Genomic DNA, 23,759 nt, shown 5'->3' with positions numbered 1-23,759 from the left:
CACAACGCGACCACCCCCTCCAACAATCATTCGTGCGTCCTTCTGGGCATCAGATCAAGATCGAAATGAATCAAAAGAAATCCGTAGAAAACCAAAAGATTGACAGGGTCGAAGACCCAAGACCTAGGCTTGGGGAAATCCTTTTAGGTCTTTCTAAGGATTTCTGAAGATGAATGAGAGAGGGATCTGCAGCCCTAGCCTTTTTGTTTACTTTTTTGGTAATGAAAAAAGTAAAATGAGAAAAACTAATGATTACCGAAATGGATAAGGGCATTGCGCCTCCTATTCGGGATGTATCATAACCGCTCCAAACCCATCTATAAAAACAAGTGAAACCTAGACTTGGGGTAACCGCCCTCCAAAAAATCCATAAAATATTATTATAGAAATCCGCTGAAAATAAAGGAATACAGACCAGTTATCGAATAAAAACAACATTTAATCCAAAAAAAATGTTCAATAAAATTTGGTGGTTGGAAAAATTTGTATAATTTTAATACTAACAATGACGGAATTCAATACTAATCCTGATAAGAATTATTGAATTGTTTGATTTGATAGAAAGTTGAAAAATGATCTTTGAAATATTTGAAAAGTATTGTAGGGTGTAAGTGTTTACCTACCCATTTATAATTCTACGATACTTTTTAAGATCTTCACCTACCACAGAGTGCGTTTGAAACGGAGAAAGATTCACGGTGTCTACCACCACCGGGGCTCTTTTTCCATTTCTTTCGCTAATAAAAGTGAAGGTCTTTATGGTCTACCACAACTTGGGCAACCCGCTCGAGTTTTTCCGAAAAGCAGAGTGCTTAATGTCGTAAATTGCCACTACCACCTTCTTTGAGTATCTCTGCTTTTCTTTTTTTCTAGGTTGCCGTAATTTCAAAACATAATAATATTTAATGATTCCCCTACCAGGTGTGCTCAATGGTCAGAGCAAGAAAGCCCGCGAAGTCCTACCAGTTCGCGGGCTTTCTATTTTTATTGTTTCAACATATATTACCCTGAACCTGTGTTATCTAAACATACCCTTGCTTAGTGCATGGTCGATCTAAATGACATCCTTCGAACTCAAGCCAAATCCTTTGCCCAAGACCACCGCCGTCATTTTGAAAGAGTCTCTAATATCCAAACTCCAGAAACAACATCGTTCGGACGACTGAGAAATCCCGTACGCTTCATCGCGCCTCCGCCCCATCGAGACATGTCCGTGCGTCTATCAGGCCATAGATTTCAGAGGAAATAGATGCAGGATAAACATTAGTAAGACCAGGAAGCGATAGCTCGCCTGGCCGCACTTATGTTTACCGAACCGCTATGACGAATGAAATGTCTAGGCCTAGATTTTTTTGTTTCGTTTTTTCACTTGTACTGAGTTTGCCGGAGTATCAATGAAAAAAATGAAAAAGAATATGAAAGGAATAAGTTATGCCTTAACGGGATTTCTCCTTCCCCACGCTTGTGGCGTGGTCGTTCGAAATGACAGTTCTGAAGTCTTGAAAAGGCCTTTGCCCTGGACCAAAACTGTCATCTCGAAGGAGCCTGCAAAAAAGCCTTGCTCCAGCAACAAACAAGTTGATTGGCGACTGAGAGATCCCGTTAATAACGCAGCGATCAATTGTGGTAAACCCAATTCCTAGTAAAAATAGCTGTTAAACCTCATCATTCAAAAAATCCCAATTCGGATTAGTCTTTTCAATCAAAGCTTCTTTCTTATCTCTGCGCCATTTTTTTAATTCCTTTTCCCTGCCAATTGCTTGGTTGATATCCTCGAACCTTTCGTAATAGATTAGAAACTGACAACCGTACCTTTTGCTGAACGCATTTAGGAGTTTGCCTTGTTGGTGTTCGTAAAGTCTCCTTTTGAGATTATTACAAACACCAATATAAAGTACTGTCTTTCTTTTATTAGTCAGAATGTACACGTGGTAGTTGGCCATGTACTTAAGTTACTTAAATAAAAAGATACTCTCTAACGAGATTTCTCTCTTCACTCCGTTCCGTTCGAAATGACAGCTTTGTAACTAGGCTAAGTCCTCCGCCTTTGTTATCTCGATACACCACTCCTTCGTCGTGGCACTCGATAACCGTCTGATTCCTGTAGCCGCATTAGGTAGAATCCCGTTAACCTCATTGTGATCCACCCCTGCGTTTATCATTCGTGCGTCCAAAAGGCCATAGATTTCAGAGGAAATAGATGCAGGATAAACATTAGTAAGACCAGGAAGCGGTAGCTCGCCTGGCCGCACTTATGTTTATCGACCAGCTATGACGAATGAAATGTCTAGGCCTAGATTTTTTTGTTTCGTTTTTTCATCGATGGAAATCGAAGATTCATGAATTCCATTAAAATCAATTACCTGATGAATAAAAAATGAAAAAGGATTGCTTAATGCTTCCAAAGAGAACCAAGCTGATGAAAGGCAGCTAACCTTTTTGTTTACTTTTTTGGTAATGAAAAAAGTAAAGTGTGAAAAACATATGATTACCAAAAATGTCTATTGGGCAATGTTCTGCTCTAACGAGATTTCTCCCTCCATTTCATTACGTTCGAAATGACAGCTTTGTGGCTTGGCTTCTTACTCCGCGTTTGAGCAACCCTGTCATCGCGACGGAGCCTTCTTAAAAGCCTTTTCACCAGATACAAAAACTTGATTGGCAACTGAGAGATCCCGTCAACTACACCACGCCCCATCTTTTATTTTTGTATCAAATTCAAATTATTTGAATATAATTTGTAATTAATTAAAATATTTTTCTATTTTTAATAAACCTACCACGCAAGCCTCATTACTGAGGCGGAGAAGCCCAAGTTCGCCTACCAGAATTTTGGGCTTTTTTTTGATTCATGTTTAAGGAAAAGAGTGCGTTCAAATGGGATAATTGCCCTTAAACATTCTTTTGAGCTATTCTCTCCAAAATTTCACCCAAAAAAGCCTCTTTATATCTGTAAAAAGTCATCAGAATAGGTCTAAATCAACTCCTCATTTTGCAAAAAAGGCCCTTTTTTCGTGATATTGATTAGAATCAGAATGCCCTTCTAATCTTTTATCTATAAGTCTTTCAGATGTGACACTTTTTTAAAAAAGTGATACACAAAAAGTCACAAGCTCAAATTTTTGGAACTAAGGACAATTTGTTCAGACCTTAAATGGAAATCAAAAAATAACCTACCATGAAAAAGAAAATTTTATTGATGTTGATTTTGGGTCAATTGTGTGTATTCCAATCCGTATCCCAAACAAAACAATTCCTTAATCTATCTAAAATTGAAAGAAAAATTGAATCAAAGATAAGTGACATAAAAGAGGGGATAAAGCGAAATGTTTGCTATAAAAGTCCTGCTAAAGAAGGGGGAGATGATAAGGATAAGCGAAATATTATTTGGTATAGCGAATCATTTGACGAAAAGAAGTTTCAAGAGGTAATAGATGCTAAACTTATAATTGCCTATGATGCAGGATTACTATCGAGAGAATCCTTTGTTGAGATGAAATTGCTAGCTGGTGGTAAACAGAAGGATTTTGAGAATGATTTCCAAAATTTTTTGGTAAACAATCCACTGGAAGAGGCTCCAGATCCTGATGCCTTTTTGGATGATTTATTGGAAAATAGTCTTGACTTTACCCATGGAGTTCTTACTCCAGTATTGGTCAAATCATGGAATTGTCAAATTAGGAAAGCGAAGAATAGGAGTCCAAAGGATAAATGTCGGTACAAAAACGAAGGAGTTTCCAACAAGGGGCAGAATAAATGTAATAAAAGAGCCTCCTCAAAATTGCATGAGACCTTTCCTCTATGTGATGGGTATTACGGGGTCTTTTTGGTAACAATTAAATCCCACCAAAAAGATTATCCTGGGGCGCGTTGCCGAGGTAAGCATTATCGCGAAAGATGTAATAGTTTTTTTGTGTTAATCAAGCCAACTCTACCTCCAGGTATTGAAGAGTATTCTCCTACTCCTCGAAATGCATTTTTATGTTCAGATGGAATGGCAGAATTGAGAATGGATAAAAATGTGCCTTTTCAGGACGGAATTTGTTGGAGTGATTTGGTAGATAATAAGGTGAAATTCCCAATATGCAGTCCAAATAAATATACTAAACAGGTATATACGGGAAGTGGATTACTCTATGGAGCTCAGTACTATAGAAAATACACGAATGGCTGTCCAGGTCAAATAAAAGGATTAGTTAATCCTTTTATTGTTGTTCCTATTGCTGATCTTAGTATTCCTGAACCACTGGAGTTTTCTCTTCCAATATGTGAACCAGGAATTGATACCCTTAAGGTTACCAAATTCCTTACCACCGAATACAGTGAAATAAAAAGGGAAGTTTTGTGGTATAAAACCAAAGATAACCAGGGCGAAACACCTTTTTATATTGGTCCAAATTACCCGGAATTTTTTGAAAAGTTAACTTCGGTATACTATTCATATCGAGATACCTACGGGGAAAGTAGTTGCCCTCCTAAGGAAAGTGATAGGAAGAAGGTTACAGTTATTGTTCTATCCAATTTAATCGACTATGCGGAGGATGTGAAGCTTCCTGAACACCTTAGTTTTAGAATCGAGGATCCGAGGCAATATAATCCTCAGCCATCTTGTTTCTCTAATTCAAGATATTTTGTCGAATTAGATCAAATAGATAAATCTCAAATTGAGACGAATATCTTAGATAATGATGAAACGGAGGAAGTGGTAAAAGCCCATGAATACAGTGTTAGAGTTCGTGATGCTTTTATAAAGTGGTATCGCGTAGAAGAAGATGGAACACGAACACCATATTCCTTAGATGATGAAATTTATGAGTATAGGAATGGTAAATATTTAGTTTGTGCTGAAAACGCGGGAATTGATCAGGGAGATTATAATACTGTGGTGACCTACGAGGGGGATATCATGGTGGATATAGAAATTTCAGATTCCCAAGGACGCTTGACTGCACCTGTAAGCTGTCCAATGTACTTTACTATTACACGAGATATTCAGTTAATAAAATCAGATTGGGAGTCATGTGCTTCGTATTACAGCAAGTTACCAGAGATGCTTGCTAATACTGTATATCAAGCTGGATGTAACTCCATAGAATATGAAATGATATGCCCAGATAATGCACATTTGGTGGAAATAGGAATAGATCAACAGTCTATGGACGATCTTTTGGTAGCGGTGAATGATTTAGCGCCTAACGTACAGTTATTTGATTCTAAATCTTCCTGGGAGCAGACTATAGGGCTAAGAGAGCCAGAAAAATCAATAACTGCTCTTAATTATCATTTAGTTCCTGCTCCAGAGTATTCCTTTGAAAAATATGTATTGAATATAGAGAGTAATGTGTCCTTTTTTGATAAGGTGCATGCCCAACATTGTGCTTTTGTCTTTAAATGCAGGAATTGTGATAAAACCGCTGTAGAAAATATTGAAACTAATCTAAATAAATAACTTATCATGAAAAATATTTTATTAACCATATTAATTGTATTCTCCATATCAACATGGGCGCAAGATTACTCCGTAGAGATTTTTGAAACCGATTTTCTGAATATATCTCCATTTAAGGCAGGGGATACTCTTATCGAACAAAAATTGGATATAAATTATGTAGAAATAAAGTGGGATCAAGAAACAGAATCTGTAAGCTATCCCTTATCATTATTTTCAAAATTGAACGGAGTAATGTATGAAAGGGTTATTGTGGAGCCGAGTAATGGTGCTTTATACCTTGACGGAACTTCTGATTATTTCTTTGTCAATTACTTCTCAAGGAGTGAAATATTTCAAGAGGATTTGGACTTGCAGGATTGCAATATGTTCATTTCAGAAAAATCTAGTTTAATTATTCTTGAAATTCATCAGTTGTATTCTAGGCCAAACGGTGAGGAACTTTTTGTACTAAGTCAAGTAGTTTTAGAGGAAAATGGTGAGGTGAGTTTGTATTATTTTTCTCCGGATTTTGATAATATAAGTAAGAAGAAAAATTTGTTTTATTTGGGATTAGGTCACCTTAAGACTTTTGAGGTAAATGACGAATTCTTTGAAGAAATTGAGTTTAGTGTGAACCTAGGGTTCGATAGCGTCAATAAACCGGTAATCCGTAATTATGCAGATCATCTTGATACGGTTCATTCCTCCTTGTTTTCACCTTTCATGAATGAAAATTTTGGAGTTTATTTTTCCAAGGGACGATTCGGTTCCATCGAAGAAATAAAAAAATATGAGGATGAAAGGATAATTTATCCGACTGATTGTTATAAATTCATAGAAAAGTTACCGGAAGTTATATTTCAAGTATACGATATGCAGCGAGGAGATTTTGTTTTTAAAGAAACCGAGCTTGGAAATTTTAAAGAAAGAATTCGAAAGTTAAATTCCGGAATTTATGTTGTTCACTACATTATTGATGGGAATGTTATTTGCCGCCGAAAAGTATTAATCAATGACTAAAAATCTATACCTAATAATTATTTCAATCTTTCTTGTTATGTGTAAGGAAGGTGAGGTAATTACACCAAATAATTGCAATCCTTGCTCAATAAAAAGTGTTCTTTCTGCTAATTGTGGGAACAGTATAGATACTATTATAGATATTGATGTGGATGAATGGCGACATAATTCCGCTTACACCCAGTTTAATGCAGATGAAATGGAATATTATTTTTCTAAGCCTTTTTATTCTATCTGTCCTATGTTTCAGACGAAAATAAAAACTTCGTTTGAAGTCATGGAAAATAATGAAAAACTGAACTTTTCAACAGGCTATGAAGTCGGTATTTTAGGCGACAATCAAGTTCCCTCCAAAGAATGTTTTTGGCCAGATATTTCGATCAAGGATAGCCTTGCATCAAATAAGGAAATTAGGTATAGAACATTGGAAAGAAATGTAAAATGTAAAGCTAATGTTTTAAGTAACTTTAATGGTGGTCCAACTGGATGTTATGAAGAGATAACTGTTAGGTTGGTAATTCCGAAAATGTCGCCAGATGAGGCTTCTTCATACATACGGAATAACTTGAAGTCGACTAGATTACAAATAACTTTTGCTAGAATAGAAACGTAACCCCCCTCAAAAGCCACCATCCGGTGGCTTTTGTTTTTTCTAACCACCTTCTTTACCGACTCTATTTTTCTAAACCTCCAACACAAAAGATTTGCCTACCTTTGCAGGCCTAAAACAATTTCAATTTTCAGGTATGGAAGCCAATACCAAAGAGTTGTACTCTAAAGATTTTGCAGAGCACCTTAAAGAAGAAAAGCGTGCGGTAGATTTCATTTCTTACGTGGGAAAACTCCTTTACGATAAGAATATCGAACTGGTTTTATTCAGAAATCACCTCGTTGATTGTGGTGTGTCTGAAATTATTAACCTGCATAGATATGCCAATGAGGTAATTAAGAAACCCATTAGCATCGAAACTACAACTGATATTGCGGCGCTTATTCTTGAGAAAAAGCTTAAACCTGCAAAAATTGATGTTGGTCTTCTTGCTTCTGAATGGCAAGAAGAAAGCAAAAACTTTAACTCCCTTTCCGACTTTATCGATAATAAGCTTGCGCACATGATCGGTGAAGATAACGGTAGCATCGCTCCCAAAGATGTTATCCTTTTCGGTTTCGGAAGAATCGGTCGTCTTGCAGCAAGAGAATTAATTAAACAAGCAGGAAAAGGTCAGCAACTTAGACTGCGCGCTATTGTAACACGTGGTGATTCGGAAAAAGAATTAGTTAAACGTGCAGCCTTACTTAGAAACGACTCAGTTCACGGTCTTTTCCAAGGTACTGTTTCTGTGGATGTTGAAAATAAGTCGCTTATCATTAACGGTCAACGCGTTCACATGATCGCTGCTCCAAGCCCGGAGTCTGTTGACTACACGGCATACGGTATTGAAGATGCATTGTTAATTGATAATACCGGTGTTTTCAAGGATAGAGAAGCTCTAGGACGTCACCTAAAGTCTAAAGGGGTTTCTAAGGTTATTCTTACTGCTCCTGGAAAAGAGATTCCTAACATCGTTTATGGTGTAAATCACAAGGAACTAGATATCGAGAAGGAGAATATTTATTCTGCTGCTTCTTGTACTACCAATGCTATCGTACCTGTACTTAAGGTAATTAACGATCACCTGGGTGTTGAGAAAGGGCATATCGAAACGGTACATGCTTATACCAACGATCAAAACCTATTGGATAACATGCATGGTAAAAGCAGAAGAGGTAGATCGGCTGCTATTAACATGGTAATTACCGAAACTGGGGCTGGTAAAGCGGTTACTAAGTGTATTCCTGAGTTACAGGATAAACTAACCGCAAATGCAGTGCGTGTTCCTACTCCTAACGGATCTTTGGCTATCCTTTCTTTAACGGTTGGAAAAGAGTGTTCTGTTGAATCTGTAAATGAATTGTTGAAAAAAGCAGCTCTTCAAGGAGAGTTGGTAAATCAAATCAACTTCGCAATAGAGCCTGAATTGGTTTCTTCTGATATCATCGGGAATACTTGTTGTTCAGTTTTTGATAGCAATGCAACTATCGTATCTAGCGATAAAAAGAACATTGTACTATACGTATGGTACGATAACGAGTTTGGTTATACTAAACAAGTTATTCGTCTTGCGAAGTACATCGCTAAGGTGAGAAGATTAATCTATTATTAATAGACAACATATCTGGCTTAAATAGAGTCAAATCCCAATATTAAAAAAGGCTATTTCCGATAGGAAATAGCCTTTTTGTTTATACCGCATTTATAATTAAATCCCAAAACCGTAATACGCCTTGGTGCCATTTGGGTAAAAACCTTCAATCAAAACTCCAGATTTCTTTTTCTCTAACAGCAGCTTCACCTCCTCAGGGGTTTTTACTGGTTCCCTATCAATTTTTGTAATAACGAAACCTTCTTTAATTCCACTTCTTCGTAAGAGTGAGCCATCAATTCCTTCAACGATTACTCCAAAGGGTAGTCTCAGTTTATTTAATTCGTCTGGACTGGCACTTCTTAATTGAGCCCCCATTACGCTGCTAACTTCACTTTTAACGGGAGCTGCATTCAATTCCGTACTTCCGTTAATATTTCTCAGCGTAATCTTTCGTTTTAGCTTTTTGTCATTGCGCAGTAGTTCTATGTCAACTTTATCCCCAGGACGATATTTTCCGATTTGCTCCTGCAACTCAGTAACGTTTTTAACCTTAACCTCATTAACGGCCAGGATAATGTCGTTGGGTTTTATTCCACCTTCTTCCGCAGCTCCATTGTCGGCAAGACCAGCAACATATACGCCCTCGTAATTATCAAGATCCAGGTCCTCCACCAACTTGGCGTCTATATCACGGATACTAACCCCAATAAATGCTCTTTGAACCGCTCCAAACTCATATAAATCTGAAACTACCTTTTTCACCAAATTCACAGGAACCGCAAAGGCGTATCCAGCATAAGATCCAGTGTTGGAAGCTATGGCGGTATTAATACCTAGTAATTCACCGTTAACGCCTACAAGGGCGCCACCAGAATTCCCTGGATTTACTGCAGCATCGGTCTGAATGAAAGACTCCAAAGGAAATTGTCGGGTGGCATCCTGCTCTAGTAAATTGATATTCCTAGCCTTAGCACTTATTATTCCTGCCGTTACGGTGGATGATAAATTAAATGGGTTTCCAACGGCTAATACCCATTGCCCAACTTTTATCTGGTCGCTATTTCCATAGGGGAGATAAGGGTAGTTTTCACCTTCTATTTTTAAAAGGGCTAAATCAGTAGATGGATCCTTTCCTATGAGCTTTGCTTCTTTGGATTCCCCGTTATTGAGGTTAACCCGAATATTGTTGGCTCCATCAATAACATGGTTGTTAGTAACAATAAAGCCATCGGAGGAAACAATCACTCCCGATCCACTCGACATGGCCACTCTGGGCTGACTTGGATATCCAAAAAAGTAAGACCATGGGTCTTGTCTTCGTTGTCCTATGCGCTCCGTCCACACATGAACCACTGCATTCACAGCCTTTTCCGCTGCAAATTCAAAGTTTATTTGCTCGCCCTCATTCGTTGGAATGATAGGCATATTAACAAACTGCGCTGGTTTGGTCTGGGCTGGGTTTAGCTCTTGTTTTGCCTCCTGGGTGAAGACTAAATACATGATGCCAAATCCAATGAATCCACCCACTAGTCCGAAAAAGATATTATAAATGCCTTTTTTCATAGCTATTACTTCTTGTTATTCGCAAATTTAACGGCAGCCATTTTCTCCTAGTTTATTGCACGCGGTTAAAGATTGTTAAGCCTATCTTTGCAACATGAAACTCAATTTTCATAAATATCAAGGTGCGGGAAATGACTTTGTTATTATCAATGCCCTAGAACATTCAATACAAATTAGCGCATCTGAAGTTTCTAAGATATGCGACCGTAAATATGGGGTGGGAGCCGATGGACTAATGATTCTTTCTCATCGGTCTGGAGTAGATTTTCATTTAGATTACTTCAATGCGGATGGTTCGGTTAGTTTTTGTGGAAACGGTAGCCGATGCGCGGTTCGTTTTTACCACCATTTAACCGGAAAGGAAGCAGTTAAATTTAGCGCTTTCGACGGGAAGCACTTGGCATTTATAGAGCAAGACCTAGTTAAATTAGAAATGATGGTGCCACAAAAGGGCCAGTGGAAAAACCAGGAGTTTATTATAAATACTGGCGCGCCTCATGTTTGTGTTTCTGTAAATAACCTGGATGATTGCGATATATATGAAATTGCCAAACCAATTCGGTGGAGAAAGGAGTTTGCTCCCGTAGGAGTAAATGTTAACCTCTTCGAGAAAATTGGCGGACATCAGGTGAAAATGCGAACTTTTGAAAAAGGAGTAGAGGATGAGACCCTTGCATGTGGTACGGGAGTGACCGCTGTGGCTATTTCTGTATTACAAGACGATGTTAGCATAAATTCCGTTTTAGTGGAAACTAAAGGTGGAAAGCTAAAGGTGGATAGAAAAGGCGAAGGCACTTTTTGGTTAACCGGTCCTGCTACTTTTGTTTTTAGGGGAGAGATTGCAGTTTAAATGGATATTATATTAAGAGCACCGGAACCAGAAGATTTAGATTTTTTCTATCAATTAGAAAACGATAGATCCAATTGGATATTCGGAGATACGCGACAGGAAATTAGTAAACAGGTGCTTAAGCAATGGTTGTTTCACGGAGTTGATGTGTATGAAGCAAGGCACATGCGTTGGGTGGTTCAGTTTCAGGAAAAGGCAGTTGGGAGTATAGATTTATACGACATTGATTTTTTCCATCAATCAGGTTATCTGGCCATCTTGCTCGAAAAGGGGAGTAGAGGAAAAGGGATAGCTAAAAAAGCAATGCAAAAAGCATTGGTTAGTGCCCGTGAAAACCTGGGTTTGAGAAATATTTTCTCGGAGGTTTCTGAAAGCAACGAATCCAGCCTAATGTTATTTCCTTCGGTTGGATTCGAAAAGATAGGAGTAAAGAAAAAAAGTAAAAGAGAGTTAGATCAGTGGGTAGACGTAAACGTGTTTCAAAAAATACTGTAAAGCCAAAATTTTCCACCTATTTAAAGGGAGCCTTAATATCACTGGTGTTATTAGCGGTGCTTATAGCCTTTGCTGGATATTTTATAGCCCTTAAGCCAAATGTTAAGTCTAGCAAGGAGTTGGTACTTTATATTCCTTCTAATGCAACGTACCCGGAGGTTTTAGACTCCCTGAAAAAGCAGGTTATTTCCAATAAGTATACCTTTAAATGGATGGCGGAATTAATGGGGTACCCCTCATTAATAAAGGGTGGACGATATGTGTTGGCTCCGGATTTAAACAACCTCGATTTAATTCGAAAACTAAGAGCAGGAATTCAAGATCCAATTTTGGTTACGCTAAGCTCAAAAAGAACTTATCAAGAAGCACTCGGGCAGTTCTCTCATAATTTAGAATGCGACTCTCTAAGTATGGTGGATGAATTTGAATCTACTCTCGTAGGGGTTAAGGGAGATGTTCGGGGAACTTATCTCATACCAAATACTTACGAATTTTACTGGAATACCTCCTGTGTCCAGGTGGTGAGGCGATTGCTGGATGAGCAACAGGCATTTTGGAATACCTCTAGATTGGAAAAGGCCAAGAAACTGGGCTTAAGTAAGGAGCAGGTCTTTATTTTGGCTTCTATAGTGCAAAAGGAAACAGCCAAAGAGGATGAGATGCCACGGGTAGCTGGGGTATATTTAAACCGACTGAAAAAAGGTATGAAACTCCAAGCAGATCCAACCTTGGTTTATCTGTTAAAGGTTAAAATGAATAAGGTGGGGCGGGTTTTAAATGAGGATAAAAAGATCAAGTCGCCATACAACACCTATATATATAAGGGGTTACCGCCGGGACCTATTTATATTGCAAGTCCCAAGGTTATCGATGCAACTTTAAATGCCGAAAGTCATGCTTATCTGTACTTCTGTGCTAAGGAAGATTTTTCAGGATATCATAACTTCGCCAAAACTTATCGAGAGCATTTGTCAAATGCACAACGGTATCACCGAGAATTGAATAGAAGGAAAATTTTTAGATAGCTATACCATTCGGTAATGGATTATCAATAAATGTTTAACAGTAAAGGCTATACTTTAGCCAGAATAAAAAAAGATTATAAATGACCCCAATTAAGTTCGGAACGGATGGATGGAGAGCTATTATAGCCAAGGAGTTTACCGTAGAAAATGTAGCAAGAGTTACCGAGGCAACGGTGCAATGGTTAAAGGATAATACAAATGGAACCTCATCGGTAATTATTGGTCACGATTGTCGCTTTGCTGGTGAAATGTTCGCCAAAACAGCTGCTATTGTTTTCGCTAAGGGTGGCGTACAGGTGAAATTAGCCTCAGGCTTTGTTTCAACTCCTATGGTGTCTCTGGGCACTTGTAAAGAAAATGCGGATTTAGGTATTGTTATCACAGCAAGTCATAACCCTCCAGCTTACAACGGGTACAAAATTAAAGGATCTTATGGTGGTCCACTTTTGCCCGAAAAGGTCCAAGAAATTGAAGATTTAATTCCGAATAGCTCAGATTTTAAATACGATGAAGAGGAGTTCAAAGCACTTCAGGCAAAAGGGCTTATTCAGGATATAGATCTAGAAGGCATGTACATTGCCGCTGTTGAGGAGAATTTTGACCTCGATGCAATAAGAAACTCCGGATTAAAGTTCGCATACGATGCCATGTATGGGGCGGGGCAGAATGTTATTCGAAAGATTCTACCCGATGCGGTATTGCTTCATTGTGAGGATAACCCAGGTTTTATGGGGCAGGCGCCAGAGCCTATCCACAAAAATCTTTTGGAATTTTCCGATTTGATAAAAAATAGCGGAGATATTGCTGCTGGTCTTGCAACGGATGGAGACGCCGATCGAATTGGTCTGTATAATTCCAAAGGAGAATTTGTCGATTCACACCATATTATCCTTTTGCTGATTAAATATTTAGTCGAGCAAAAGAAAATGACTGGAAAGGTCGTGACAGCATTCTCGGCATCTGTTAAGGTGAAGCAGCTTTGCGATCATTTTGGATTGGAGCATGAAACAGTGAAGATTGGTTTCAAATACATCTGCTCTCATATGATTAGCGAAGATGTACTCCTTGGAGGAGAGGAGTCTGGTGGAATTGCAATTAAAGGTCACGTTCCAGAACGAGATGGAATTTGGATGGGGTTAGTTATTTGGGAGTATATGGCTAAGTCAGGTAAAAGCCTTGAGCAGTTGATTGATGAAGTATATGCTATTGTTGGAAAATTTGCCTTCCAACGTAACGATTTGCATTTAACGGAATCTGTAAAGCAGAGCATTATAGAGCGATGTAAAAAAGATGAATTCAAATCTTTTGGCTCAATGTCGGTTGCGGATATCCAAAAAATCGATGGGTTTAAGTATTTCTTTAACGAGGATGAGTGGGTTATGATTCGCCCTTCGGGAACTGAGCCTGTGCTTAGAACTTATGCTGAAGCAGAAACATTGCAAAAAGCCGAGGATATATTAAATGCCTGTAAGCAGGAAATTTTGGATTAATAAGCTAATCACCATTTGCTTACTTGTTACTGCTTCTCCCTTAAATGCAATGGAGGGAGATAGTATCAAAAGAAAGTCTTTTCCTATTATTCCAGTAGAAATTGGCCTACTTGCATCTTCGCAGGTAGGTCTTTCTATTTTCTGGTATCAAGATGGGTTTTCGCATTTTAAGTTTCGCGACGACATCCACCAATGGAGGGGCATGGATAAGGCGGGTCATATTATGTCTGCTTTTCAAGTGACACGTTCTAACATTAAACTTTGTGAACTAAGTGGACTCGAGTCTAGCAACGCTAAAAAGTGGGCGCTATTGAGTACATCCATCTTTTACACAGGTATCGAGGTGCTGGATGGATTTTCTTCTGGATATGGATTTTCTCTAAGTGATTTTGTTGCCAATGGAATTGGTATTGGTCTTGCGGGCCTTCCAGATCGAATGCAAGCTAGATTCTCTTTGAGGATTTCATACCGGCCTTCTCCTTACGCACAATATAGGCCCGAACTATTGGGAAAGAGGGGGGTAGAGCGATTTTTTAAAGATTACAATGGGCAAATTTATTGGCTCAGTTTGTGGAAAAATGAAAAGGATCATTGGTCCGATGTTTTCGGGTTGTCGCTGGGATACGGAGTTGAAGGTTTATTGGGTGGATCCAAAAACCCAGATAAAAATCAAGATGGAATGCTGATTCCAGAGTTTCTTCGAAGCTCAAAATTTTCCCTTGCTTTGGATGTGAAATTAACCCGTTTACTCCCAAATAATAGCAAGGCAATTAAGTGGTTGAAACTTTTAGATTTTATTAAAATACCGATGCCCGGAGTTTTTTGGTGTACAAAACAAAGAGAGTTGTCCTTCGGTTTTCCGTACTAGCAAATATCCTTCTACAACGTGTTCTCGAAGTTTAATAATTTACTAGTGTTAAGGTGGCTGTTTTAATAATGCGCTTAGACGTAATTCTATAGTCTATAAACGATATAGCAGCCCAACTTATCGATTGTGGATAAAACTTTGTCAGTTTTTTTATTGGAATCCAAGTAAAAAAGCCTATTTTGGTATCAAATCAGGTTGAAAACTGATTTTAATCAGGTAGAATACTAAAGGTTTTACCGCTCCGACCAACCAACCAAACCTTAACCTATGGAAAAACTTTTTACCTCTTTTCCCTTAAAATTGTTTTCCCTCATTTTATTAGTCATCTCTTCGTTTCCTGTAATAGCACAGCAGGATACAATTGCACCTGTTGCAAGGTGTCGCAACGTAGAAATTGAATTGAATGAGTATGGCGTAGCGTACATCACCGCGACAATGGTGGATAATGGTTCCTACGATAATACAGTTTTGGCCGATCTCGAGTTAGATATTACTCAATTCGATTGCGCCGATCTTGGAGAAAATCAAGTAACCCTTACTGCTACAGACTCTGCTGGAAATCAAGCTTCCTGTTACGCTACCGTTACCGTTACCGAATTCGATTTGGGAATGTTGGTAAAAGAAGGTTTCGAGATTTTAGTAAGATCAAACCTTGTTTACGAAAACGATTTTGAAAATCCTGCTCACACGAATTTCAGGAATTGTGCCCCAGACTTTGCGCAGAATCTCGTTCGAGATTTATACGGTGATGGTTTTGATCAAATGTGGACGGTTGAAACTATGCAGATTAACGGTCCTGAAGGGCAGTACTCAGATCCTCAAGGATTAGGTGGTAATTATTGTCTTGGGATGTTAAGTACGGTTCAGGATGATAAAATTGCCTTTACGTTCGATAGAAAGGATTTAGATTACGTAAACCTTAATATGATCGTTTCTGCCATCGACGTACCTCGTTGTGGAGGACCTTTTGGTGTCAATGTTCCGAAATTTAATTTTAAACTTTACGATACGCCTTCTCAGACTTGGGATTTTGGAAATCCTGGTAGGTTATTAGATGAAGGTGAAGCGGAGGGAACTGTTCCTGGAGCCGACCCATACACATTTAACTGGTCTGAGATAGATGTAGACCTGGATGCTAGCACAGCAACCAATGGGTTCGTAACCCTATTGATCGACCAGCTTAATTCTTCTGGTTATGCTGCCATAGATAATTTGTCACTTTCATCATCTACTGATTCTAACAAATTCGTAAACCAACTTTTTGTGGATGAGGCGGATACGGCATGGCTGCAAGGGACTTTTACCCCTGGAGCTGCTGGAGATGCGGTTATAACCGCTAGTATGGGAGTGGCCGCTATAGATAATGCAGCAGGAGAGTGGTCATGGTATTATGTCTCTAACGATGGTCCAGATAACTCAACTGATGTTACTGTTTCTATTTCAGCTGGATGTTCTACAGAGGATTTCAATTTTGAATTGATAGTTAGGGATGTTGCTCCGGTTCCAACCGTTAATTCTGATACTGTTTTTCAAGACATATGTGTTTATGCAACCAATTCAGGGACTTTCTCTGATGTTGGATTGGATGTGGTAACCATCTCTGCTTCATCTGGTCAGGTTACTCAAGATAACGACTCAGCTGGAAACTGGTTTTGGACCGCTACAGAATACTACGAGGCCTTAACTCAGGTAACTATTACTGCTACCGATGAGGATGGTTTAGATTCTACCATAACTTTTATGGTCGATGTTGCGCCATGGACATTAAATCCATCCTGCGAGAATGTAACCATTACCCTTGGGGAGAATGGTCTAGCTACATTAAATCCTGCCCAATTATGGTCAGATTATCCAGCTTGTATGATAGCTGAAGCTACGCTAAGTCAATCACAATTTGATTGCGGCGATGTTGGAGAACATAACATTACGCTGTACTTAACAGATATTTACGGTAATTCCGATTCTTGTTCTTCGGTAGTAAATGTTGAGCAAACACCATTGGTGATAACCGGGGAAGTTTCAGAATATGGTTCTGGAAATGTTTCTTGTTTTGGTGCCAGTGATGGATTTATAGATGCTACTGTAGATGGCGGGTGTGGCAATTACACCTACCTGTGGTCGAATGGGGCTACTACTCAAGATTTAAATAATATTCCGGCAGGCACTTACACTTTAAGAGTTATTGACGGCACGGGTGCTAGCGCGGAGCAAACTTTTGTGTTGGAAAACCCCGAAAGATTGGATGCCAGCATTGAAGGAGATAAGGCTGTGTACGTTGGATATGGACCTAATGAGTGTATAGATATTTACGCTGATGTAAATGGCGGGGATGCGCCTTACACCTATTTATGGAATACAGGTTCAACAGCATCTAGTATTAGCGATTGTCCTACCCAGTCAACTACCTATACCGTAACGGTAACCGATGCGAATGGTTGTTCGGTAACTGTAGAAAAGGAAATTTGTATTGTTGATGTTACCTGTGGTAAGCCAAATAACCCAAAAGTAATTGTTTGTCACAACGGTAAAAACATGATTTGTGTGGATGAGTCTGCAGTTGCTGCCCATTTAGCACATGGTGATTACCTGGGTGGTTGCGAGTATAAGGACCCTTGTAATCCTTCTATTATAATTGCAGGTACAGAAGGTGATGGAGAAGAAGAGGGTGAGGAGAATAATAGAATTACACTTTCTGAGGGAGAAGGTGTTGTTGAAAATCCAGAATTAGTTTCAAAAAGCTCCGTGAGTTTTAAAACAGGTTCACTTTCCCTATATCCTAACCCATTTAATGCGAGCATCAATTTAGCAGCAAAATCAGAAGTAGAAGGTGATTGGAAGGTAGAAGTACTTGATGCTGCTGGGAAATTGATCGCCCTAGTTCTTGATCAAAAGCTTAAAGCAAACCAACCTATTCAACTAAAAATTAATAGCGATAATTTGACCCCAGGGGTGCTTTTTATAAAGGTATCCTCACCAACCGAGATAACGATAAATAAAGTGGTTTACCAACCTAATTAATCGAAATCTGTATTAAACTACATAGGCCCTCTCGATTTTTTCGAGGGGGCTTTTTGTTTTTTTAACCTTGAATTATCTTCGTGGGTTAAAGCACGCACTTATAAAACTGTGAAGTCTAAATTTAAAGTGGTATTTTTGCGCGAATTTACAACTGCAAAGCTGCAATCCGATGAGCGTAAATTCAAACAATAAATTTATAGGGGACGGTCTAACATACGACGATGTTCTATTAGTTCCAGCATACTCTGAAGTTCTTCCAAGAGATGTGAAATTACAATCTAAGTTTTCTAGAAATATTACCCTGAACGCACCAGTTGTTTCGGCGGCAATGGATACGGTAACTGAATCTCAGTTGGCTATTGCTATTGCTCAGCAAGGAGGTATTGGGGTTATTCATAAAAATATGCCTCTTGATCGTCAGGCTGGTGAGGTGCGCAAGGTTAAGCGCTCTGAATCGGGCATGATTCAAGATCCTATAACGCTGGGTGAGGATGCTCTTGTAAGAGATGCATTGCAGATTATGTCTGAAAATAAAATAGGCGGTATCCCGGTAGTGAATGAGGAGAATAAACTCATTGGTATTATTACCAATAGAGATTTGCGCTTTGAGAAGAATCCTAGTCGTCCGGTAACGGAGGTTATGACTTCTGAAAACCTTGTTACCGCGCAAAAGGCGGTTGATTTAAAGGAAGCGGAACAGATTCTTCAACAACATAAAATTGAAAAACTACCAGTGGTTGATGATCAAAACAATTTGATTGGATTAATCACTTTTAGAGATATTATTAAAGTAAAGGAGCATCCAAATAGTAGCAAAGACAAGTACGGAAGATTACGTGTGGCAGCAGCTGTTGGGGTTACTGCCGATATTTTAGAGAGAGTAGGTGCTTTAGTTGCCGCTGGTACAGATGCCGTTGTAATTGATACGGCTCACGGGCACAGTCGTGGTGTGTTAGAAACTTTAAAGAAAGTAAAGGCCGAATATCCAGACCTGGATGTTGTTGTAGGAAACATTGCAACGGCTGAGGCCGCTAAAGCTCTTGTTGATGCGGGTGCCGATGGAGTTAAGGTGGGAATTGGTCCTGGTTCTATTTGTACTACCCGTGTTATTGCTGGAGTTGGGGTTCCTCAATTATCCGCAGTAATTATGGTAACAGAGGCTATCGCAGGTTCTGGAGTTCCGGTGATTGCAGATGGTGGAATTAGATATACTGGTGACATCGTTAAAGCCATAGCTGGTGGAGCAGATACCGTAATGGTAGGTTCTATGTTAGCCGGTGTAGAGGAGTCACCTGGTGATACCATTATTTACGAAGGAAGAAAGTTTAAATCTTATCGTGGAATGGGGTCTTTAGAGGCTATGCAAAAAGGATCTAAAGATCGTTATTTCCAGGATGCTGAAGATGATATTAAAAAGTTAGTTCCAGAGGGAATTACAGGAAGAGTGCCTTACAAAGGGCGTACTGCTGAGGTAATGCATCAAATTATTGGTGGAATGAGAGCAGGTATGGGATATACTGGTTCTGCAACCATTGCTGATTTGAAAAATGCACAGTTTATTAAAATTACTTCAGCAGGTGTGAAGGAAAGTCACCCACACGATATAGCCATTACAAGAGAGGCACCTAATTATAGTGCTGTTTAAAATTACATCCAACCTAACCCTATATGAAAATTAGAAGTGTACTATCGCTAGTCTTGTTGTTTGCAAGTGTTTTAGCTTTTAGCCAAGATCAAGAAAAGTCGAATAGCGTTGTTTTAGAATTGAATAAACAGCCGGTTTATCTCAATGAGTTTGAAGCGGTTTTTAAGAAAAACAACCCAAATCCAGATACTTCACCAGAAGCATTGGATGAGTACATGGACCTTTTTGTTAATTACAAATTAAAGGTAGCCGAAGCGGAAGCTTTGGGTATGGATACCGTATCGAGTTTTGTAGAGGAGTTAAGCGGGTATAGAAGTCAGCTTGCCGCCCCATACTTAACGGACCAAGAAACCACTGAAGCGCTAATAAAGGAAGCTTACGAAAACCTAAAGTACGAGGTAAAAGCTGGGCATATATTGGTTAGGGTATCAGGAACAGCACCTCCGGAAGATACTTTAGCTCCCTACAAGGAGATAATGAAAATTAAAAAGCAGTTGGATGAAGGTGCTGAATTTGAATTTGTAGCTGCTGCAAAAAGTGAAGATCCTTCTGCAAAGACCAATCAAGGAAATTTAGGTTATTTCACAGGAATGCAAATGGTTTGGCCTTTCGAAAAGGCTGCATTTAGCGGCAAGGTTGGTGAAATAGTAGGCCCTATTAGGACCAATTTTGGATATCACCTGATTAAAATATACGATAGACGTCCTTCTCGTGGAAAAGTTCAGGTTTCCCATATCCTAGTTAGATATGCTGGAGACACTTTGCTTTCCAAGCAAAAAATTGATGAGCTATACACTAAGGTGAAGGCAGGAGAGGAGTTTGCTGAATTGGCAAAGAAGTATTCCCAAGATTCTAAAAGCGCAAATAAGGGTGGCTTACTAGACGAGTTTGGGGCAGGACGCATGGTGGATGAGTTCGAAACCGTTGCTTTTGGATTAGAAAATCCTGGAGACATTTCTGAACCATTTAAGTCACCGTATGGCTGGCACATTGTAAAGTTGGAGAGAAAGATTCCCTTAGCTCCCTACGAGGAAATGCGTTCTCGTATAGAGAATAGAATTAAGCGTGATGATCGCTCTAAAACCACTCGCAAAGCTTTTATTGAAAAGCTAAAGCGTGAGTACAATTACAAACGAAACGAAAACGAAATCGCGAAATTTTACAAATGGGTAGATGATAGAGTTTTCCAAGGAACCTGGGAGATACCTAAGAAAGCTGGAAATCAATATTTGGCAACTTGGGCGGATACGGGTATTACTGCTAAGGTTTTCGCAATGTACATTGATAAATTGCAACGAAAAGCGGCAAAAGAAGACATAAAGTATTTCGTTAATGTCTTGTACAGTAGATTGGAAAACAACAAAATCCTTCTTTACGAAAACACCCATTTAGAAGAAAAATACCCAGAGTTTAGCGCTCTGATGAAGGAGTATAGAGATGGGATTTTACTTTTTGATTTGATGAATCAGAAGGTTTGGAATAAAGCTATTCAAGATACAACGGGCTTAAAGCAGTACTTTGAGCAGCATAGAGATGATTTTGTGTGGAAACAAAGAGCCGAAGTTACCATCTATAAATCCGAAAATAAATCCTTGCTGAAAAAGGTTGCCAAAAAGCTAAACAAGGGGTGGTCTGAAGAAAAACTTCTTTCTACGTACAGCGAGGAGAATAAATTGGATTTAACCACCGAGGAACTTATTGAGGAAAAAGGTGATTCAGATTTACTGGATCTTTTTGCTTGGGAAAAAGGGGTGTCTCCAATAAAAGAACACAACGACCGTTACACCCTTGTGCACTTTAAATCTTTTATTCCAGCTGGACCAAAGAAACTTGAGGAAGCAAGAGGAGCCGTTATTGCAGCATATCAAAATCAACTAGAAAAGGAGTGGTTAGAAGAACTGCGTGGCAAGTATGACATTAAAGTAAATAAGGAGGTATTATATACCGTTAAATAATGGGAAGCATCAAAGGGTTTAGCATACTAACTTTTGCCTGCATTTTATTAATAGGTTGCGACTTATTAAAAAGAGGGGATGATAAAGGAAAACCTGTTGCAAGGGTAAATGAACGTGTGCTTTACGAAAAAGACCTTCCTATAGCTGCAGTTACTGGTTTACCCAAAGATGATAGTGCTAGAGTGGTAAAACGCTTTATTGAATCCTGGGTAAAGGAGCAAGTTCTGGTAATGCAAGCCGAAGAGAACTTGCTTGAAAGTATGGATGAAATAGAGGAGCGTATCAACTCTTACAGAAATTCTCTGATTGTATATGAGTATGAGCGTGCTGTGCTCCAAAACAAATTGGATACAGCAATTTCCTCTGATGAAGTGGTTTCCTATTACCGTGAAAATCAGTCTAATTTCATGTTGCAGGAGCCGGCGTTCCGATTTTATTACATAGGATTAGAAAGTACTAGCCATGAGCCGTATAGGGTAATTAGAGCGTTAAGAAGCCTTGATCCAGTTAAAATAGAAGAGCTAAAGGCTTATGGCCTTGGACATGGAGCCATCATCTATTTTGAAGACGAAAACTGGGTTTCGCTAAGCAATCTCAACCAAGCGGTAGGAATTAAACTTGATCCAAATAAGCTCTTAAAAGGCGATCCGCTAAAAATAATTACCGAAAACGGCGTTAATCATTATTTATATGTCCTAGAAATTAAGGAGCAAGGAGAATTCGCCCCTGTTTCACTTGTTGAGGGCGAAATTAGAGCTAAGATTATTAATGACAGGAAGTTTGATTTGATTAATACCATGAGAAACGACCTGTTTAAAGAAGCATTAAACAAGAGAAATGCCGAAATTTATTAGAACGTTAGGGAGTTTTTTAGCTCTTGTACTTATATCATTTACTGCAACTGCCCAAAAAGAAGACACTGCATCCTACCAAATACTAGATGAAATTCTAGCCGTTATTGGTGGTGAAATAGTGGTTGCATCGGAATTTAAGGAACAAAAAATTCAGTACTCCGAGCAATTTGGTTCAAGCGCAGATCCTTGTATTGTTTTTGAGCAATTACTTACTCAAAAGTTGTTTTTACATAATGCTAAGGTGGATTCGGTTGAGGTAACTGAAGCACAAGTAGAGGCTGATATGGATAGGCGTATGCGTTATTTCATTCAGCAAATTGGTTCCAAAAAGGCACTTGAGGAATATTATGGTAAATCGATTGTCCAACTAAAGGAGGATTTTAGAACCATGATCCGAGAACAGCTTTTAATTCAAGGATTACAGGCTCAGGTTTCTCAAGAAGTAAAAATAACTCCGGCGGAGGTAGAGGATTTCTACAACAACATTCCAAAAGACAGCTTACCACTGGTTAACTCTCAGGTTGAGTTGGCACAAATAGTAGTGTACCCTAAGATTTCAAGGGAGCAAAAACAGGCTGCTCGCCAGAAACTGGAAGGGATTAGAAAAGAGATTTTATCTGGGAAAGATTTTGCAACACAAGCGGTTCTTTATTCCGATGATCCAGGATCAGCCGCGAAAGGTGGAGATTTAGGTATGGTTGAAAAAGGAACCTTTGTACCAGAATTCGATGCGGTAGGCTTGTCTTTACAAGATGGTGAACTTTCCAAGGTATTTGAAAGTGAATACGGTTATCACCTAATGCAAATGCTTGAGCGTAGAGGTGAAAAGTACCGAGCGAGACACATCCTTATTAAGCCAAAGGTTACAGGTGAGGACAAGGAAGCTGCAAAGCAATTGTTAGATTCACTTTATAACCTAGTGGTGAGCGGTGAGCAAGAATTTGGAGCCATAGCGAGTGAATTTTCAGATGACGAAAACACCAAAAACAGTGGTGGTATTGTTATCAATCCAGCTACGGGGAACCCTAGAATTGATATGTCCCAGCTTTCTCAGATCGATAATCAGATGTTTTTCGTAATTGATGAAATGAAAGCGGGAGATATTTCTAAGCCCAAAAAATTCGTGAGTCCAGGTGGTAAAGATGGATATAGAATTGTGAAGTTGGTATCTCAAACCGAACCACACCGTGCAAACCTTCACGATGATTACCAGGTATTGCAGGAGGCAGCTTCTGCGGAATTAAAAGCTCAGGCTTTAGAAAATTACATCGATAGGAAGTTAAAAACTACCTATGTGCGGGTAAACGACGAGTTTAAATCCTGCAAATTCAATTATAACTGGTTTAAAGCAAACTAATT

At 39.0% G+C, this 23,759-nt stretch carries 17 protein-coding genes; 15 read left to right on the top strand and 2 right to left on the bottom strand.

Annotation, left to right across the window (positions count from 1 at the left end; genetic code table 11):
* Nucleotides 1-1,415 precede the first annotated feature (1,415 nt).
* Nucleotides 1,416-1,643, top strand: coding sequence for a hypothetical protein (locus tag FRX97_RS05120; protein WP_170227029.1), 228 nt, complete (start codon nucleotides 1,416-1,418; stop codon nucleotides 1,641-1,643).
* Nucleotides 1,644-1,655: 12 nt separating this feature from the next.
* On the opposite strand, the gene FRX97_RS05115 is transcribed toward FRX97_RS05120, so the two are convergent.
* Nucleotides 1,656-1,943 (bottom strand): GIY-YIG nuclease family protein, encoded by a 288-nt coding sequence (locus FRX97_RS05115; protein WP_147014089.1) that lies wholly within the window; start codon nucleotides 1,941-1,943, stop codon nucleotides 1,656-1,658.
* A gap of 1,235 nt (nucleotides 1,944-3,178) precedes the next feature.
* Between FRX97_RS05115 and FRX97_RS05105 the strand changes: the two genes are divergently transcribed.
* From FRX97_RS05105 to FRX97_RS05090, 4 genes are all read left to right on the top strand, one after another.
* Nucleotides 3,179-5,449, top strand: a complete 2,271-nt coding sequence (locus tag FRX97_RS05105) for a hypothetical protein (protein WP_147014085.1) — start codon at nucleotides 3,179-3,181, stop codon at nucleotides 5,447-5,449.
* A 6-nt stretch (nucleotides 5,450-5,455) separates the two neighbouring features.
* A complete protein-coding gene (locus FRX97_RS05100) occupies nucleotides 5,456-6,451 on the top strand; it encodes a hypothetical protein (protein ID WP_147014083.1) in 996 nt (331 codons plus the stop codon).
* Nucleotides 6,444-7,064, top strand: coding sequence for a hypothetical protein (locus FRX97_RS05095; protein WP_147014081.1), 621 nt, complete (start codon nucleotides 6,444-6,446; stop codon nucleotides 7,062-7,064). Before FRX97_RS05100 ends, FRX97_RS05095 begins: the two co-directional genes overlap by 8 nt.
* A gap of 133 nt (nucleotides 7,065-7,197) precedes the next feature.
* Complete coding sequence (locus FRX97_RS05090) at nucleotides 7,198-8,655, top strand: glyceraldehyde-3-phosphate dehydrogenase (RefSeq protein WP_147014079.1); 1,458 nt, start codon at nucleotides 7,198-7,200, stop codon at nucleotides 8,653-8,655.
* Between the two features lie 96 nt (nucleotides 8,656-8,751).
* On the opposite strand, the gene FRX97_RS05085 is transcribed toward FRX97_RS05090, so the two are convergent.
* Nucleotides 8,752-10,200 (bottom strand): trypsin-like peptidase domain-containing protein, encoded by a 1,449-nt coding sequence (locus tag FRX97_RS05085; RefSeq protein ID WP_147014077.1) that lies wholly within the window; start codon nucleotides 10,198-10,200, stop codon nucleotides 8,752-8,754.
* 94 nt (nucleotides 10,201-10,294) lie between these two features.
* Between FRX97_RS05085 and dapF the strand changes: the two genes are divergently transcribed.
* The 10 genes from dapF (at nucleotide 10,295) to FRX97_RS05035 (ending at nucleotide 23,757) form a co-directional block, all read left to right on the top strand.
* The gene (gene dapF / locus FRX97_RS05080; RefSeq protein WP_147014075.1) at nucleotides 10,295-11,050 is read left to right on the top strand and encodes a diaminopimelate epimerase; all 756 of its coding nucleotides are present in this window, start codon (nucleotides 10,295-10,297) and stop codon (nucleotides 11,048-11,050) included.
* Nucleotides 11,051-11,545, top strand: a complete 495-nt coding sequence (locus FRX97_RS05075; RefSeq protein ID WP_147014073.1) for a GNAT family N-acetyltransferase — start codon at nucleotides 11,051-11,053, stop codon at nucleotides 11,543-11,545.
* The gene (gene mltG, locus FRX97_RS05070; protein ID WP_147014071.1) at nucleotides 11,509-12,570 is read left to right on the top strand and encodes an endolytic transglycosylase MltG; all 1,062 of its coding nucleotides are present in this window, start codon (nucleotides 11,509-11,511) and stop codon (nucleotides 12,568-12,570) included. Before FRX97_RS05075 ends, mltG begins: the two co-directional genes overlap by 37 nt.
* 80 nt (nucleotides 12,571-12,650) lie before the next feature.
* Entirely contained in the window at nucleotides 12,651-14,060 is a 1,410-nt protein-coding gene (locus tag FRX97_RS05065; protein ID WP_147014069.1) for a phosphoglucomutase/phosphomannomutase family protein, read from the top strand.
* A complete protein-coding gene (locus FRX97_RS05060; RefSeq protein ID WP_147014067.1) occupies nucleotides 14,032-14,928 on the top strand; it encodes a DUF2279 domain-containing protein in 897 nt (298 codons plus the stop codon). The genes FRX97_RS05065 and FRX97_RS05060 overlap by 29 nt, the downstream gene beginning before the upstream one ends.
* A 267-nt stretch (nucleotides 14,929-15,195) precedes the next feature.
* On the top strand, nucleotides 15,196-17,946 hold the full coding sequence (locus tag FRX97_RS05055; protein ID WP_147014065.1) for a T9SS type A sorting domain-containing protein: 2,751 nt from the start codon (nucleotides 15,196-15,198) through the stop codon (nucleotides 17,944-17,946).
* Nucleotides 17,947-18,115: 169 nt separating this feature from the next.
* Nucleotides 18,116-19,591, top strand: coding sequence for an IMP dehydrogenase (guaB, locus tag FRX97_RS05050; protein ID WP_147014063.1), 1,476 nt, complete (start codon nucleotides 18,116-18,118; stop codon nucleotides 19,589-19,591).
* A 23-nt stretch (nucleotides 19,592-19,614) separates the two neighbouring features.
* Nucleotides 19,615-21,546, top strand: a complete 1,932-nt coding sequence (locus FRX97_RS05045; RefSeq protein ID WP_147014061.1) for a peptidylprolyl isomerase — start codon at nucleotides 19,615-19,617, stop codon at nucleotides 21,544-21,546.
* On the top strand, nucleotides 21,546-22,400 hold the full coding sequence (locus FRX97_RS05040) for a hypothetical protein (RefSeq protein ID WP_147014059.1): 855 nt from the start codon (nucleotides 21,546-21,548) through the stop codon (nucleotides 22,398-22,400). The genes FRX97_RS05045 and FRX97_RS05040 overlap by 1 nt, the downstream gene beginning before the upstream one ends.
* Nucleotides 22,384-23,757 (top strand): peptidylprolyl isomerase, encoded by a 1,374-nt coding sequence (locus tag FRX97_RS05035; RefSeq protein WP_147014057.1) that lies wholly within the window; start codon nucleotides 22,384-22,386, stop codon nucleotides 23,755-23,757. Before FRX97_RS05040 ends, FRX97_RS05035 begins: the two co-directional genes overlap by 17 nt.
* Nucleotides 23,758-23,759 lie beyond the last annotated feature (2 nt).

This window comes from Luteibaculum oceani, assembly GCF_007995015.1.
In the GTDB taxonomy this organism is placed as follows: Bacteria; Bacteroidota; Bacteroidia; order Flavobacteriales_D; family Luteibaculaceae; genus Luteibaculum; species Luteibaculum oceani.
The sequence above is the reverse complement of the archived record's forward strand: the minus strand, read 5'-3'. Positions and strand labels throughout refer to the sequence as shown.